This is a genomic window from Pseudofrankia saprophytica (genome assembly GCF_000235425.2).
Classification (GTDB): Bacteria; Actinomycetota; Actinomycetes; order Frankiales; family Frankiaceae; genus Pseudofrankia; species Pseudofrankia saprophytica.
Genome location: NZ_KI912266.1, coordinates 3,756,760 through 3,771,550, shown reverse-complemented (window position 1 = coordinate 3,771,550; position 14,791 = coordinate 3,756,760). Strand labels below are relative to the sequence as shown.

Annotated in this window: 13 protein-coding genes; 5 read left to right on the top strand and 8 right to left on the bottom strand. The window is 69.3% G+C overall.

The annotated features are described in order from the left end of the window. Nucleotides 1-2,373: 2,373 nt before the first annotated feature. Complete coding sequence (locus tag FRCN3DRAFT_RS0215760; protein WP_007515698.1) at nt 2,374-4,017, top strand: GMC oxidoreductase; 1,644 nt, start codon at nt 2,374-2,376, stop codon at nt 4,015-4,017. 111 nt (nt 4,018-4,128) lie between these two features. Here FRCN3DRAFT_RS0215760 and FRCN3DRAFT_RS51525 read toward each other — a convergent pair whose 3' ends face one another. Further along, nucleotides 4,129-4,431: a hypothetical protein gene (locus tag FRCN3DRAFT_RS51525; protein ID WP_007515699.1), complete on the bottom strand. Its 303-nt coding sequence runs from the start codon at nt 4,429-4,431 to the stop codon at nt 4,129-4,131. A gap of 47 nt (nt 4,432-4,478) precedes the next feature. Continuing rightward, nucleotides 4,479-6,434: a M13 family metallopeptidase gene (locus FRCN3DRAFT_RS0215750; protein WP_007515700.1), complete on the bottom strand. Its 1,956-nt coding sequence runs from the start codon at nt 6,432-6,434 to the stop codon at nt 4,479-4,481. A 265-nt stretch (nt 6,435-6,699) separates the two neighbouring features. Between FRCN3DRAFT_RS0215750 and FRCN3DRAFT_RS44680 the strand changes: the two genes are divergently transcribed. The 4 genes from FRCN3DRAFT_RS44680 (at nt 6,700) to FRCN3DRAFT_RS0215730 (ending at nt 9,622) form a co-directional block, all read left to right on the top strand. After that, nucleotides 6,700-6,909, top strand: coding sequence for a hypothetical protein (locus FRCN3DRAFT_RS44680; protein WP_007515701.1), 210 nt, complete (start codon nt 6,700-6,702; stop codon nt 6,907-6,909). Between the two features lie 200 nt (nt 6,910-7,109). Further along, on the top strand, nt 7,110-7,928 hold the full coding sequence (locus FRCN3DRAFT_RS0215740) for an SAM-dependent methyltransferase (RefSeq protein WP_007515702.1): 819 nt from the start codon (nt 7,110-7,112) through the stop codon (nt 7,926-7,928). 160 nt (nt 7,929-8,088) lie between these two features. After that, on the top strand, nt 8,089-8,616 hold the full coding sequence (locus tag FRCN3DRAFT_RS0215735) for a hypothetical protein (protein ID WP_007515703.1): 528 nt from the start codon (nt 8,089-8,091) through the stop codon (nt 8,614-8,616). Nucleotides 8,617-8,785: 169 nt separating this feature from the next. Continuing rightward, a complete protein-coding gene (locus tag FRCN3DRAFT_RS0215730; protein ID WP_007515704.1) occupies nt 8,786-9,622 on the top strand; it encodes an SAM-dependent methyltransferase in 837 nt (278 codons plus the stop codon). Nucleotides 9,623-9,642: 20 nt separating this feature from the next. Here FRCN3DRAFT_RS0215730 and FRCN3DRAFT_RS0215725 read toward each other — a convergent pair whose 3' ends face one another. The 6 genes from FRCN3DRAFT_RS0215725 to FRCN3DRAFT_RS0215700 all read right to left on the bottom strand — a co-directional run bounded on the left by FRCN3DRAFT_RS0215725 (nt 9,643) and on the right by FRCN3DRAFT_RS0215700 (nt 14,790). Further along, a complete protein-coding gene (locus FRCN3DRAFT_RS0215725; RefSeq protein ID WP_007515705.1) occupies nt 9,643-10,116 on the bottom strand; it encodes an SRPBCC family protein in 474 nt (157 codons plus the stop codon). Nucleotides 10,117-10,147: 31 nt separating this feature from the next. Continuing rightward, a complete protein-coding gene (locus FRCN3DRAFT_RS0215720) occupies nt 10,148-10,816 on the bottom strand; it encodes a GOLPH3/VPS74 family protein (RefSeq protein ID WP_007515706.1) in 669 nt (222 codons plus the stop codon). Between the two features lie 245 nt (nt 10,817-11,061). Further along, a complete protein-coding gene (locus tag FRCN3DRAFT_RS0215715) occupies nt 11,062-11,337 on the bottom strand; it encodes a GlsB/YeaQ/YmgE family stress response membrane protein (RefSeq protein ID WP_007515707.1) in 276 nt (91 codons plus the stop codon). Between the two features lie 308 nt (nt 11,338-11,645). Continuing rightward, the gene (locus FRCN3DRAFT_RS0215710) at nt 11,646-12,875 is read right to left on the bottom strand and encodes an ABC transporter permease (protein WP_007515708.1); all 1,230 of its coding nucleotides are present in this window, start codon (nt 12,873-12,875) and stop codon (nt 11,646-11,648) included. Next, a complete protein-coding gene (locus tag FRCN3DRAFT_RS0215705) occupies nt 12,872-13,582 on the bottom strand; it encodes an ABC transporter ATP-binding protein (protein WP_007515709.1) in 711 nt (236 codons plus the stop codon). Before FRCN3DRAFT_RS0215705 ends, FRCN3DRAFT_RS0215710 begins: the two co-directional genes overlap by 4 nt. Beyond that, nucleotides 13,579-14,790 (bottom strand): peptidoglycan-binding protein, encoded by a 1,212-nt coding sequence (locus FRCN3DRAFT_RS0215700; RefSeq protein WP_232794294.1) that lies wholly within the window; start codon nt 14,788-14,790, stop codon nt 13,579-13,581. Before FRCN3DRAFT_RS0215700 ends, FRCN3DRAFT_RS0215705 begins: the two co-directional genes overlap by 4 nt. Between the last annotated feature and the right edge of the window lies 1 nt (nt 14,791).

Here is a 14,791-nt window from a genome sequence, read left to right as displayed (position 1 = left end):
GCTCCACACCTGGAGGTGAGAAAGGGCGTCAGTCTCACCACAGGCGACCAGGCATGCACGGCCACCCCCAGCCGGCGCGCTCGACGTCACCCCGAACGGTCGGGGCGACGTCGGGGCCGCGTCCCCGCCTCGGTTCCGCCGCCTTGCCCACCGGCGACACCCGGCCCCCCGACGAGAACCTGCCGGAGCGGCGAGGCAAGAAGGGCCGAACTATGCAGATGTTTAGCGTTCGACAAAACGACGAATCACTGAGGAACCGTGGCCCGCGGCCATGTTGGCCATACTCCGTGGAAGCGCCTCGTTACCCCCATTCGCCGTCAACGAGGACAGACAGTAAACGAAGGACCAAATCCGCGCAAGTGAGCACTCACTGATGTAGCGCGGTGATGAAGGCCAGCTACACACACGGTCACCACCACGACTGATTACGCTCAGAGAGCAGATGACCACAAGAAATCGTCACTGCGAGTTGCCGTCTCGCGCCGAGGCTCCGCGCGACCCGCGCCAGGCGGTCACACCACCCGCCGCCTCCGCACGCCCGAGGCGTACCCGACCGACCACCCCCGACGGGCGTCACGAGCGCACAACGGGCACACCGCCGGCATTCGGTCTCCGGGGAGGATCGGTTGCCAACTGGTCCTACGGCGACCGGGACCTGCGGCGCTCCGCGCGGGCTGGCGGCGTGGCCACGGCGGGCCCGGTCGACGCGGCGCGAGGGAATGCCGCCGGCGCCTGCGCGGCGGCTTGCCCGCCGCCCACCCACCGACGCGACGCGCTCGACTCGGACAGCCAGGATCCCGGACGGGCACCGCTGGCAAGGCCCAGCGCGAGTCAGCCCTGGGGGCTGCGCCAGGAACCCCCACACCTCGACAAACTGAACTCGCTACGTCGCTAGCTATCTACTACACGTGACTAACAAGTGTCACACCGCCCGCAAGATGAGTGAACACTCACAAATTTATGACCCCACCATACGAGCGCCGGGCATTACGAAGTCTGGCCGGTCATGCAGGCGACATTCCCGAAGGCGCGAATTCCTCGACCGGCTCACGACCACTTCCACCACGATTCCCCAGCCCGGTCTGCCGCGCGGCCGGCAGGAGCCGGCTGCAGATATCGAGGCGAACCGACGTGCGACCAGACGCGGGACCAAAAGAGGACGAAACCGCGACGAGCGGGCATACCCGGCCCTACCCGGTCGGACCTGGACGACGGAGGTGAACCGCCTCCCTCGCCAGCACGGCGCCCGCCGATCCGCACTGCCCCCTCCAGAAGCTCCCACCATCCCGTCCCCGTCGCGGAGCCGTCACGCCTCCAGCCGTGGTGCCGCCCGGGGGGGGGCGGCACCACCCCCCTTGATGGCACCAAAGTGCCATCGGCGCGCGGCGGCGTTTTCCGGGGTCAGAGCCTTTCTGGTCTCCCGGCACCGCGCGAAAAAGTTGCTCCCGCGACGCGTCGCATCGATGCTCCTGAACGCGAAGATCACAAAGGCGGCGGCGATCGTCGCGCCGGTTGTCTTCGGGGTTCCTCAGGTCGACGAACGGCACGGATGTGCCACCGAAGACCGGGTCAGAGAGGGGAGTTGCCTTCTAGAAGAATCCAAAACACAAACACAGAAATCGAAGCCGGGGCGAATTCATTGGTCAATCTCGTCCTACCGACCGGTACCCCTAGAGTCACCGCGTCCGGTGACCGGACCGCAATCGGGCACGAGAAGACCCACGCCGGCGACGCCTGACGGCAACGACCCCGCCTGCCGATGCGCCAGGCCAACGGTGAGATCACCATTGGCTGCCATCACCGGGTAGGCGGCGCGTCCACGATGTCGAATGGCATCTCTTCCTTCGCCGACCCAGATTCAGCAGGCCGCCGCGATCCTGGCCAGCCGGTTCGGCAGGCCGCGACCGGCCATTTTCGCGTGTCCATGGAAGCGCGCGGTGATGCCGTTGCGAAGGGACCACCCGCACGGTCCGCGCCGTCCGCGCGCCTCATCGCTCCAGGGAGGTCGATGAGCGAATATCTTATACAATAGCGACGACAATCTTCTTGACGGTGCGACAGCAGGGTGCTATTCATATTTCCGGTGTCGCACGGGCCCCCGGCTCGACATCGTTTTCATCCGGTGGGGACGCGCCAGCCCGGCAAGGCAGGCCGGGCTGTCCTCCCGTCGTGCTCACCGGACTTCTTGAGATGGTGTGGAAAGTAGCCAGCCATCTTCTTCGTGCCATCGTCCGCTTCCTCCGGCCCACCCGAGCCGGCCATCGCCCCGATGCATGGCCAGCACCGCAATGGTGGCGTCGGCACACGGTGTTGGCGTTCGCCATGGCCGGGCAGGGAGGCGGATACCGCAATGCGCCGAATTTGGAGGGCAAGATGTCCGACGAGGTAACCCCCGCATTATCCGAGCCAGCCCGTCCGGAACCTTCCACCCGCTTCAGCCGCCGGGGATTCATGGGTGCCGCCGCGGCGGGCGCGGGCGCGGTCGCGTTCGGCGGGCTGGTGGCCGGCGCCACGCCGGCACGGGCGGTGACGACGACCGAGGTGAGCGCACGGGCCGTCATCGTCGGCACCGGCTTCGGCGGCGGTGTCACGGCGCTTCGGCTGGGCAAGGCCGGGGTGTCCACGCTTGTCCTGGAACGCGGCCTGCGGTGGCCGACGGGCCCGAACTCGAACACCTTCGCGACGCTCGCGAACCTCGACAACCGGTCGGCCTGGCTGTCCCCCTACGCTCCGGTGCCGGGAGCCCCGCCCTTCCCGCTCTGGTCGCCCTACACCGGTGTCCTCGAGGTCATCAACGGCAACGGGATAACGGTCAACTGCGGCGCCTGCGTCGGCGGCGGCTCCATCATGTACCACGGGATGACGCTGCAGCCAAGCATCACCGAGTTCGCCCGGTCCATGCCGCTGGCGACCGGCCTGTATCCCGAGCTCAACTCGACGTGGTATCCCACCGTCGCCTCGATGCTGGGAATTTCCACCATTCCCAACGACGTCCTCAACTCGAGCCCGTACGCCTCCTCCCGGATCTTCCTGAACGTCGCCCCCAAGGCGGGCCTCCAGACGTTCCGCGTGCCGCTGCCGGTCGACTGGAACTTCGTACGCGGGGAGCTCAACGGCCAGTACAACGCCGCCTACACCAACAGCGACATCGCCTTCGGCGTCAACAACGGCGGGAAGCACTCGATCGATGTCACCTACCTTGCCGCCGCGGAGGCGACGGGCAAGGTGCAGGTGCAGACGCTCCACGTCGTCCGCGACATCAAACTGGGCGCCGACAAGAAATGGGTGCTGTCGGTCGACCGCATCGACACCGGCGGAGCCGTCCTGGAGCACAAGAACATCACCGCGAACGCGGTGTTCCTCAACGCCGGTTCGCCGGGAACGACGCGGCTGCTGGTCAAGGCGAAGGGCAAGAACCTCATCCCGAACCTGCCGGACGCGGTCGGCACCCAGTGGGGAAACAACGGCGACCGCATCTACTCGTGGACCGGCATGAACGACGACCCGGGCACGAAGGAGGGTGGCCCGGCGGCCGTCGGCGGCATCGACCCGCTCAGCGCGATCCCGCTGCGGATCATCCACGCCGGCGCGCCTCCGGCGGCCCTCACCGGCGGGCGTTTCATGACCGTGGTCGGCTTCGGCATCGTCCCCGCTCCTGGGACCTGGGCCTACGACTCAAGCACGGATGACGCCAAGCTGACCTGGCCCACCAACGCCGACGCCGCGCTCCAGACGTTGATCCGCAACAAGATGAACGCCATCGCCCAGGCGGGCGGTGGCACCATGACCGACACCAACGCGACCCAGGCGTCGACGTGGCACGCTCTCGGGGGTGTTCCCATGGGGTCGGCTGTCGACCTCTATGGCCGCGTCCTCGGGCAGAGCGGCCTCTATGTCCTCGACGGCGCCCGGATTCCGGGCTCCACCGGCGCCTGCAACCCGTCCATGACCATCGCGGCGCTCGCCGAGCACAGCATGGCGAGGATCGTCAGCCAGGACATCGGAAGGGTCTTCTAGCAGGTGCCTCGGGACCGCGGCCAGTCAGGAGTTCGACTGGCCGCGGTCCCGAGGCCGGGCCGTGGCGTCGTCGCGCTCGCGAGCTCGATCAGCCGGCGCGAACGTGGGGTGTCAGCGCCGGTGCGCCTTTGACCGGGTGTCCTCGTCGTCGTGGTCCGGCCCGTCCCAGGCCTCGTTGCGCTGGTCGACGCGTTCCCGCCAGGCCGCCGCGTCGGCCGCGCTCGAATACGGACCAAGCCGGCGGTGGCCGGGAACGTCCGGCGGGTTCTCCGGGCGCTGGTGGTCCATACACCACCACCAGCCGGTCGGGTTCCACGCCCGGCTGTCCGCGCCACCCGATCCGCCCTGCCCTGCCCGCCCAGCCCGGCCACCCAGTCCCACGGCCGCCGCGGCCCGGCGCAGTATGTTCGCCATGATCGGACCAGTACCCCGACCGGAGCATGATCGATCTTTTTCGGCGGCTACCAGATGCGCACCCGGTCGGGCGGCTCGAGCCACAGCCCGTCGCCGGGCGCGGTGTCGAAGACCTCGTGGAACTCGTCCAGGTTGCGCACGATGTTGGCGCGGAACTCCGGCGGGCTGTGCGGGTCGGTGGTGAGGTACTGCCGCTCGAGCTCCAGCCGGCGCTTCGTGCGCCACACGTAGGCCCAGTTCGTGAACAGCCGCCGCCGGTCATCGCGCGCCGCCGTTCCGTCCTGGGAGATGACGTAGGCCCGGTGCGCGATGGTCAGACCGCCGAGATCGCCGATGTTCTCACCGACGGTGAGCGCGCCGTTCACCTTCTCCCCCGGCAGGTTGCGCGGCTCGAAGGCGTTGTACTGCTCTACCAGCGTCTTCGACCTCACCTCGAAGGCGGCCTTGTCGGCCGGTGACCACCAGTCGTTGAGGTTGCCGGCGCCGTCGTACTGCGCCCCCTGGTCGTCGAAGCCGTGTCCCACCTCGTGACCGATGACGGCGCCGATGCCGCCGTAGTTCTCCGCCGGGTGAGCCTCCGGGCTGAAGAACGGCTTCTGCAGGATGCCGGCCGGGAAGCAGATCTCGTTGGTGCCGGGGTTGTAGTAGGCGTTGACGGTCTGCGGGAGCATGAACCACTCGTCACGGTCGACCGGCGAACCGATCTTGGCCAGCTCCCGGTCGGTCTCGAACGCGGCGGCGGCCAGGGCGTTGCCCATCAGGTCGTCGCGGCGGACCCGCAGCTGCGAGTAGTCCCGGAACTGGTCGGGATAGCCGATCTTCGACCGGAACGTCGCGAGCTTCTCGTACGCCCGCCCCTTGGTCTCTTCGGTCATCCAGTCCAGCCGGGAGATCGACTCGCGGTAGGCCGCGAGCAGGTTCGCGACCAGCTCGTCCATCTGCGCCTTGGCGCGCGGCGGGAAGTGACGGGTGACGTACTCCTTCCCGACCGCCTCACCGATCGCGCCCTCGACGAACGACACCGCGCGCTTCCACCGGGCCCGCAGCTCGGGCGTACCACTGAGCGTACGGCCGTAGAAGTCGAAATGAGTCTCGGCGAACTCGTCGGACAGATAGGGCGCCGCCGAGCGCAGCACCTGGCCCACCAACCAGTCACGCCACACCTCGATCGGCGTGTCGACCAACACCGTCGAGAGGTGCTCGAGATACGACGGCTGCCGCACGCACACCTCCGCCAGCGTCGCGTGCGGACCGGTCAGCTGACCGCCGAGACCGGTCACGTAGACGTCCCAGGCGAACGCCGGGCAGAGCGCCGCCAGCTCCTCGGCCGTCATCAGGTTGTAGGTCCGCTGGACGTCGCGGGTCTCCGCCCGTTCCCAGTGCCCCTTCGCGAGCTGGGTGTCCAGGGCAAGGATCCGCTCCGCGGCGCCCTCCGGATCGGGGTGCTCGCCCAGCCCGAGCATGCGGGTCAGGTAGGCGACGTACTTCTGCCGGATCTCGGCGAACCTGTCATCCCGGTAGTACGACTCGTCCGGCAGGCCGAGGCCTCCCTGGAGAAGGTGGAACAGGTAGCGGTCGGAGTTGCGGTCGTCGGTGTCGACGTAGGTGCCGAACAGCCCACGTCCGCCGGACCGCTCGAACTCGCCGAGGAACGCGGCCAGGTCGCGCACGTCGCGCACGCCGCGCGCGGCGTCCAGCAGCGGCCGCGCCGGGTCCAGCCCGAGTGCCTGGATCGCCTCGGTGTCCAGGAAGGAGTTGTAGAGGTCGGCGATCTTCCGCGCGTCCTCGCTCTGGGCCGCCGGGTCCTGCGCGGCGACGTCGGTGATGATGTCGCGGACCTGCTGCTCGGCGGCATCGGCCAGCTGCACGAACGGGCCCCAGCTCGAACGGTCGGCCGGGATCTCCGACTCGGCGAGCCAGCGGCCGTTCACATGGCCGAACAGGTCGTCCTGGGGTCGTACGTCGAGGTCCATGCCCTCGCGGGCGTCGTCGAGGATGCTCACAGAACGGAAGTCTCCAGTCCATCGGGCGTTCAGGGAAGCATCCCGCCGGGAGTCCTCCGACCGCCAGCCCGTTCCCCGGCTCTCCCCAGGACTATCCCAGGATCAGCTCTTGATCGACTTCTTGGGCTGGGGATACCCGCGGTCGGCGGCGCTTGGAGCATCCTCCGCCGCCCCCGCCCCGAGGCGAGCACAAGATCGGGAGCGTTAGTCGGCGAGCGGCGGGGAAGGGACCGCGCAGATCACCGGAGAGCGGAGACAGAATCTGATGAGTGTGCTGCGCAGCCTCCTGCACGGGCTCGACGACCGGACCCGCACCGAGACGACCGAGATCATCGCACGCAACATCGCCGAGGAACGCGCACAGGCACCGGAGGCGTCCCGCCGCCGGGCCGCGGACGTCGGGACCCGTTCTCGCCGATCCAGCGGCCCTCGCCGCCGCGGCCGCGACGTGCCCGCTCCGGAAACGCCCGAGTAACCGCACATCAACCGGCACCTCGCGCAGGATCGCGCGATCGCGAGGTTTTCGCATGTCAAAGCCCGCGGGTGGCCGTGGTGTCGGTCAGACACGGCCTATGGCGGAGTCTGCTTACAGTAGCTCGATTCAGACAATCCGTTGTGACTGGTACCGCGTCACTCGTCTAGGGTAACCAGAAAGGACGCGCCGAGGAGACAACAGTGACCACGAACGCTGTGCCCGACCCCGACAGCGCCCACCTTCCCATGATCGATATTTCTGTTCCGCACTCGGCCCGGGTGTGGAACTACTGGCTCGGCGGGAAGGACAACTACCCCGTCGACCGGGCGATCGGGGACCAGGTTCGCGACCTCTACCCGGAGATCATCGACATCGCCCGCGAGTCGAGGGCCTTCCTGGGCCGGGTGGTGCGCTTCCTGGCCGGCGAGGCGGGCATCCGCCAGTTCCTCGACATCGGCACCGGCCTGCCGACCGCCGACAACACCCATGAGGTCGCCCAGCGCGTCGCCCCGGACTCGCGCGTCGTCTACGTGGACCGGGACCCGCTCGTCCTCATCCACGCCCGGGACTCGCTGACCAGCACGCTCGAAGGCGCGACGGCCTACGTCGACGCCGACGTGCGCGACCCCGAGACCATCCTCACCGCCGCCGCCCGCACTCTCGACCTCACCAGACCGGTCGCGCTGATAATGCTCGGCATTCTTGGCAACGTCGCCGACACCGACGAGGCCCACAGCATCCTCAAGCGGCTCCTCGACGCCGTGCCCGCGGGCAGTTACCTCGTCGTCAACGACGGCACGAACCGCACCGACGAAGCGGCCCCGGCCGCGGACGAAGCCGCCCGCCGCCGCGCGGAGGCCGGCGACCCGTACTACCCACGCACCCCCGAGCAGATCGCCCGGTTCCTCGATGGGCTGGAACTCATCGAGCCAGGCGTGGTCTCCACGTCCCTGTGGCGACCGGAGCCCGGCACGAACCCAGCCCCTGTCGGCAGCCACTGCGGAGTCGCCCGCCGGTAACCCCGGTCCTGTTCGGTAGCTCGCCTGGATCTCCTGGCGCGTCGCCGACAGGAACGAGCTGCCCACGGCCGCCCCGGCTCGCGGTGCCTGGACGACGGTGGTGACTGGAGTCCCTCGAGTCCATCGAGTCCTAGGCGCGCGCCGAGGTATGCTTGATTACATGATTACAGAGGAAGTGCGAGGCTGGTTCACGGGCCGGCTGCCGGCGGCCCTGTTCCAGGAGCTGGTGGAGGTGACGGTCGATCGCGAGGAGATCACCGTGATCGGCCGGATCGAGGAGCCCGAGCTCGCCAAGGGCGTCTCCGACACGGAGCGGAACGCCGCCATCGAGGGCCGCGTCGCCCAGTTCCGGGAGCGCACCCGCGAGGACCGGATGGAGGTCGCCCGTCAGGCCGAGGCGAAGTTCGGGCGAAAGGTGTCCTGGGGCGTGGAGTGCGCCGGCACCCGCGGGCTGTACAGCAACGTCTCCGCGCCGGTGATGACCAGGTTGCGCCAGCCCGAGCGGCAGGTGCTCGACCTGCTCGTCGAGGGCGGCGTGGCACGCAGCCGCAGTGACGCCCTGCTCTGGTGCGTCCGCCTGGTGCAACGCCACACCGGGGACTGGCTGGACGAGCTGAAGGAGTCGCTCGTGCACGTCCAACGAGTGCGCGGCCGCGGCCCCGACGCCGGAACCGACGAGCAGGAATAGGCGCCGGTATCGCCCCAGCGACGGACTGGCGCCACCGAGCAGACACGGAGTCGCCCAGAGCGCGCAGGCGACTCCGCCGACGGACCGCCTGTCGATATTGTCGACATGCCCCACTTGACCACCGCGGTCACCGGGACCGTCCGGGGCTTGGCTCTCGACAGGCGGAACGATGACAAGCTGGGATTTCACGTCCGCGGCACCCGACAGCACGCCGGGTGGTCAGGTTGCGGACCTGCGGACTGACCAGCCGACACCGGCGCGCATGTACGACTACTTCCTCGGCGGCAAGGACAACTTCGAGGTCGACCGGGAGGCCGCCGCCAAGGTCGACGCCGCGCTCGGCCGGACGGTGACCCACGACGTCGTCTGGGAGAACCGCCGGTTCCTGCAGCGGGCGACCCGGTGGCTCGCCCGCGCGGGCATCGACCAGTTCCTCGACATCGGCACCGGCCTGCCCACCCAGGGCAACGTCCACGAGATCGCCAAGCAGGTCATTCCCGCCCCACACGTCGTCTACGTCGACAACGACCCCATCGTGCTGGCCCACGGGCGCGCGTTGCTGGCAGACGACCACACCACCGCGATCATCACCGCGGACGCCCGGAACCCGGCGGGAATCCTCGCCCATCCGGAAACCACCGCGCTGCTGGACTTCTCGCGGCCCGTCGCCGTGCTCCTGGTGGCCCTGTTCCACTTCATCCAGGACGCCGAGGACCCGGGCGGTCTGCTTGCCCAGTTCCTGGAGGCGGTCCCCTCGGGCTCCTACCTGGTCCTGTCCCACCTGACGACCGACGGGCCACCGGCCGAGGGCGTGGCCCGCACCGAGGCCGCGTACCGCAACGCCACCTCACCCATGACGTTCCGGCCACGCGCCACGATCCAGAGCTACTTCGACGGCCTGGACCTCATCGAGCCCGGCCTCGTCCGACCCTGGCAGTGGCACCCGGGCGACGACGAGAGCCCGCGCACCGAGTGGCTGTACGGCGCGGTCGCGCTCAAGCCCTGATGGTCACCGCGCCCTGATGGTCACCGCGCGAAGTGTCGCCGTAGCCGGCGATGGCGGTGCCCGAAGAAGGCGCGGAGCAGGATCCGGAGCAATGGGCCCGCCGGCCACAGGACGACACGCGGTTGCAGGATGACCCGGTCGGTGACGAGGGCCGCGCCGCCGGTCGTGGCCTCGACGGTGCGGTCGTGGACCCATCGCCGCATGCTGAGCATGGTGGATTCCTCGTGGAACCGGCGGCCCGGCTCGAGCTCGGTGAGCATCAGCCGGTCGTAGTCGAACGGCAGGACGCCGAAGAGCCGCAGCCACGCTCGGCCGACCGGCACCCCGAGGCGGATCATTTCGATGGAGACTTCACCCACGCCGTGGGGCAGCGTCATCGTCATCCAGGGACGCATCTCGTCGTTGATGCCCTCGGGCGTCACGACCCGATGCCAGACCGTTTCCGCGGACGCGGGAACGACGCTGGTCAGCTCGAAGGACCACTGGTTTCTCATGCGCCTCATGTTGACCGGTTTCACGCGTGGGTCAGGACGAGCCGCTCCCCGCGATTGCCGCCGTGCTGGCGCCGATGGCCGCGCTGGCTGCCGCCTGGGCCTCCCGCAGGACGCGCACCACGACCGGGGCGACCGGCGTCGCCGACGTGGCGGTGGCTATCCGCTCCTTGGCGTGCTCGCGGTCGGCGCGGTCCGGTGCCACGACCTCGAGGAGCCGCGACGGTCCGGTGAGCGCGAGCAGTGCGGCGGTACGGGCGTCGAGTGGGCCACTGCCACGAGCCGCCTGCCGCGAGCGGCGCACGATGTCGTCGCGCAGATCGGTCCGCAGCACCGGGAACCGGGTGACCGGGAACAGCAGAATCCGTCGCCGTTCCCGCCCGACCACCTTCTCCTCGACGAGGCGATCGAGCACCACGCTCCACACCCCGCCCAGCGCCTTGTCGAGCCGGCGCACCTGGTCGACGGCGCGACGGCCCTTCACCTCGCCGATCGCGCGGTGCGCCGCCGCCAGCAGTGGGTCGGACGGTGGCGGCCCCACCGGGTGAAACCGCTTCCCGTCCAGGATCACGACGTGCGCGAGGCCGAGCTCGGCGATGAGCGCGCCGCTCAGCGTCGTGGTCAGCGGCTGCCGTGACGAGTTCACCGACGAGCCCTTGGCCGGATCGAGAGCGAGCAGGAGTAGTTCCTCGGCGATGAGCACGATCCACCTCCACGGTTGCCTGGATCGGCATCGAAATCCGGCCACGATCCCGCATTCGACGATCCCGAATTCGACGCGCTGACGGTTATGCGGTTATGCCGGCGACGGGCGGTTGGGATGCCTTCTGGCATCCCGACCGCCCGTTCAGGTGGACGTCGCCCGCAAACGGCTGCCTGGCGTGACCTGCCAGCCGACCGATCCGTGTCTCCTATGGGCTGACGGGATCGATCCTCAGCGCCGCGGCGTCAGCGCAGGACGCGGCGGTGGCTCGCGGCCCGGTAGACCAGCAGGACGAGAATCGCGCCGATGATGGACCCGATGATCCCGGACGGCTGCAGCGCGCCCTCATTCAGGTCCTTGCCGAAGATGAGGTATCCAAGGAATCCGCCGATGAACGAACCGACGACGCCGACGACGATGGTCGCCACGACACCCATCGGGTCACGGCCGGGCACGAGGAAACGCGCGATCGCGCCGGCAACAAGGCCGAGCAAAAGCCAGAAGATGATGGTCCAGACCATGGGAGCCTCCAGGTAGGCGAAGCACTTCGACGATCACCCGTCATGATTTCCAGAGCTTTATCCCACCCGTCGCGCCACCCAAACACAGAAGTTCGCCGACGTTAGTTCGCCGACGTTGCCGCCAGGAGCGGCAACGACCCTTCCGACTGCCAACGAGCCACTTCGGCGCAATGCGCGGTCAATTCGTGACCTTGCGTATCCAGCATCGTGACGGTCAAGGTCGATCTCGCCCTCGTCCCGCCGTGCGCCGTCCAGCCCCGTTCAGTCTTCAGAGCACGGCGAACCCATCCGCGGCGGGTGCCGGACGGCTAGGGCGCGGTGAGGGCTTCGGTGGGTTGGAGGCGGGAAGCGCGGATGGCGGGGTACAGCCCTGCGACCCCGCCGATGGTGACAGCGGCGCCGAGAGCGAGACCCATCGTCCAAGGTGGGACGACGGTGGGCCAGCTCTGGAGGGTGGCGTAGCAGGTGGTCACGCCGACGCCGAGGACAAGTCCCGCTATCCCGCCAAGCGTGGACAGCAGCAGCGCCTCGGTCAGGAACTGGTTGCGGATGTCGCCGCGGGTGGCTCCGAGCGCGCGGCGAAGTCCCACCTCACCGCGCCGTTCGAGGACGGAGATGACCATCGTGTTCGCGACGCCGATTCCGCCGACGAGCAGGGCCACCATCCCGAGGCCGAGCAGCAGCGCGCCCAGCGTGGAGTCGGCGGCGTGCTGCGCGGCGAGCGCGTCGGAGGGGCGCGAGACGTCGACCTCGTTCGGCGCCGACGGACTGGCGGTGCGGGCGAGCAGAGTCTGGGTGTCCTCGACGTGGCCGGGGTTCGCGCGGGTGTAGACGGTCGTCGGGAAGGTGTCGAAGCCGAGCAGGTCGGTCGCGGCGGGCCAGCCGACGAGGGCCGCGCGGTCGAGCTCGGGCGCGAGGCCGACGGGGGCGAGAATGCCGACGACGGTGAACCACTGGCCACCGACGTAGACCTGCTGGTCGGGTCCGGTCGAGTCCACGCCCAGATGGGCCGCCGCGGTCGATCCAAGGACCACGGCGGGATAGTTCTGGGTCGCGTCGTTGAGATAGGCGCCGGCGACGAGGTCGACGCCGACGGTGGCAGGTAGGTCGAGCCGGCTCGCCAGGACGGCGATGCTGCCGGATTCCGCGGCTGGGATGCGGTCGTTGCGGTAGACCCTGGCGTCTGGGACGAGGCCGATGGCGCTGACTGATTCGACGTCGCCGATGGCGTCGATCATCGTGACGGCCTCGGCCGGCAGGTGTGCCTGCTCGCCGAAAAGGTTCTGACCCGGGCCGATGGTGAGCAGGTTGGTGCCGAGCGAGGCGATCTCACGGTGGAAGTCCTCCCGGCTGGAGGACGAGATGCCCAGGACCGCGATCATGGCCGCGATGCCGATCGCGATGCCTAGGGCGGACAGCGCGACGCGGGTGGGCCGCGCACGCAGACCGGCGGCGCCGCCCCGAAGAAGGTCGCGTGCCGTGAGATGGCTCGGGCGAAGCGCGCGGCCAGCGTCGGCCAAGGGCCGGGCGGTGGTCATGTAAGAGCCCCCCGGAGCGAAGGAATGTCGGCGGTGTCGGCGACCTTGCGGCCGTCTCGCATCTCGATGCGTCTTGGCAGGGCGGTGGCGATGTCGCGGTCATGCGTAATGATCACGACGGTGGTTCCAGCGCGGTGGAGTTCTCGGAGCAGGGCCATCACCTCGGCCCCTGCCGACGAGTCGAGGTTGCCGGTCGGTTCGTCGGCGAGCAGCAGCGCGGGCCCGCCGACGACAGCGCGGGCGATCGCGACGCGCTGGCGTTCGCCGCCGGACAGCTCGTGCGGCCTGTGGTGGATCCGGTGATCGAGCCCGACTCGGGCAAGAGTTGCGCGTGCGCGTTCGAGCCGTTCCACCCGGCGCACGCCGGCGTACAGCAGGCCGTCGGCCACGTTCTCCAACGCCGGGACGCCGGGCGCGAGGTGGAACTGTTGGAAGATGAACCCGATGCGGTGGGCGCGCAGCGCCGACCGTTGATGGTCACTCAGCGCGTGGACTGGCTCGCCCTCGATGGTGACCGTTCCGGTGGTTGGCCCGTCTAGGGTGCCGAGCAGGTTGAGCATCGTCGACTTGCCTGACCCGGAAGGCCCGACGATGCCGACAAGCTCGCCATGGTCGATCCGCAGGCTGACGTCCACCAGGGCGCTGACCCGGCCAAAGCACCTGGACACCCGGTCGAGGACGACGACGGTGGTCGCCGCGGCGTTCATTGGGCGACGCGCACGGCGGCGCCCTCGACGATGCCCGCGCCGCTGATCTCGACCCTGCCGTTCGCGAACATGCCGGTGGTGACGGGTACGAGCGTCGCGTGCTCGTCCCGGACCGTCTGGACCGCATACCCGCCGTGCGGGTTCGCCATCAGCGCAGTGATCGGCACGCTCAGCACGTCCAGCCGCTGCCCCGTGACGATCGTCAGTGTTACCGGCGACGAGTCGAAGCCACCGGCGAGCGCGGAGGGATCATCAAAGGACACGATCACGGTGACGAAGGTCTTCTTCTGCTCCTCGATGGTCTGCGCGACGGTGCCAACGCTGCTGACCGTGCCACCAAGCCGCTGACCGGTCGGAAGGGTGACGGTCGCCGGGTCGCCGGTGCGGACGAGATGCTGCAGGGACACGTCCAACGGGATCGACGCGACCTGTCTGGTGCCGCTGAACGTGATGACCTGCTGGTTGGGTTGCAGGCCCAAATGGCTGCCGACCGGGGTGGTCTGCAGGGCGACCCGGATGTCGCCGTCATGGACGAAGATCTGGTCAGGCGGGACGGTCCCCGTGACGGGTAGCCCGCTCTTCCCCTGCCACGCCTGCACAGCCGAGACGGTGGCGGCATCGAAGGTGTCGTCGGCGGTGACACCGGCGCCGAGGTAGCCGAGCTCCTTGAGACTGGCTTCCAGCTCCTTCACATCGGGCCCGACCGTGCCAGCGGCGAGCGTCCGATACGGCGTCGCGGTGCCGTGCAGCAGAATGACCGGCCTGCCGTCGACCGCATAGACGGGTTGGCCGATCTTCACCGTCGTTCCCGGCGCGGCGATCCAGGTGACGACTCCGGACTGTTGCTGGGCGACGAGCCCGACCGGCTCGCCGTAGGAGATAAGGCCGCCGACCTGCTGGGTCTGGGTGAGGGTGCCCCGTTCGACCGTCGCGGTCGCCGCGGGAACCGGGTTGCTCGATTGCCCCGGCGAGCCGCCGCCGAATCCCACCGCGGCGGCGACGATCAGCGAGACGACTCCCGCGCCCGCGACGACGAGCAGGTGCCGGCCGGATGGGCGCCGCGGCGAGGCCACCAGCCGGGCGATCAGCGCCCGCGCGCCGGGCCCGCTCGGCGCACGCCGACCACCGGTCGTCCGCTCGGCCGCCGCCGGCGGGGCGGTCGTGCCCCGCTCCCCCGGCTCTGTCTCGTTCGTCCCGCTCTCGGCCATG

Excerpts from the sequence above, each read along its gene's own strand:
- FRCN3DRAFT_RS44680 (WP_007515701.1), top strand. The coding sequence starts at position 6,700 with ATGAGTGTGCTGCGCAGCCTCCTGCACGGGCTCGACGACCGGACCCGC.
- FRCN3DRAFT_RS0215730 (WP_007515704.1), top strand. The coding sequence starts at position 8,786 with ATGACAAGCTGGGATTTCACGTCCGCGGCACCCGACAGCACGCCGGGT.
- FRCN3DRAFT_RS0215760 (WP_007515698.1), top strand. The coding sequence starts at position 2,374 with ATGTCCGACGAGGTAACCCCCGCATTATCCGAGCCAGCCCGTCCGGAA.
- FRCN3DRAFT_RS0215725 (WP_007515705.1), bottom strand. The coding sequence starts at position 10,116 with ATGAGAAACCAGTGGTCCTTCGAGCTGACCAGCGTCGTTCCCGCGTCC.
- FRCN3DRAFT_RS0215710 (WP_007515708.1), bottom strand. The coding sequence starts at position 12,875 with ATGACCACCGCCCGGCCCTTGGCCGACGCTGGCCGCGCGCTTCGCCCG.
- FRCN3DRAFT_RS0215735 (WP_007515703.1), top strand. The coding sequence starts at position 8,089 with ATGATTACAGAGGAAGTGCGAGGCTGGTTCACGGGCCGGCTGCCGGCG.
- FRCN3DRAFT_RS0215705 (WP_007515709.1), bottom strand. The coding sequence starts at position 13,582 with ATGAACGCCGCGGCGACCACCGTCGTCGTCCTCGACCGGGTGTCCAGG.
- FRCN3DRAFT_RS51525 (WP_007515699.1), bottom strand. The coding sequence starts at position 4,431 with ATGGCGAACATACTGCGCCGGGCCGCGGCGGCCGTGGGACTGGGTGGC.
- FRCN3DRAFT_RS0215700 (WP_232794294.1), bottom strand. The coding sequence starts at position 14,790 with ATGGCCGAGAGCGGGACGAACGAGACAGAGCCGGGGGAGCGGGGCACG.
- FRCN3DRAFT_RS0215715 (WP_007515707.1), bottom strand. The coding sequence starts at position 11,337 with ATGGTCTGGACCATCATCTTCTGGCTTTTGCTCGGCCTTGTTGCCGGC.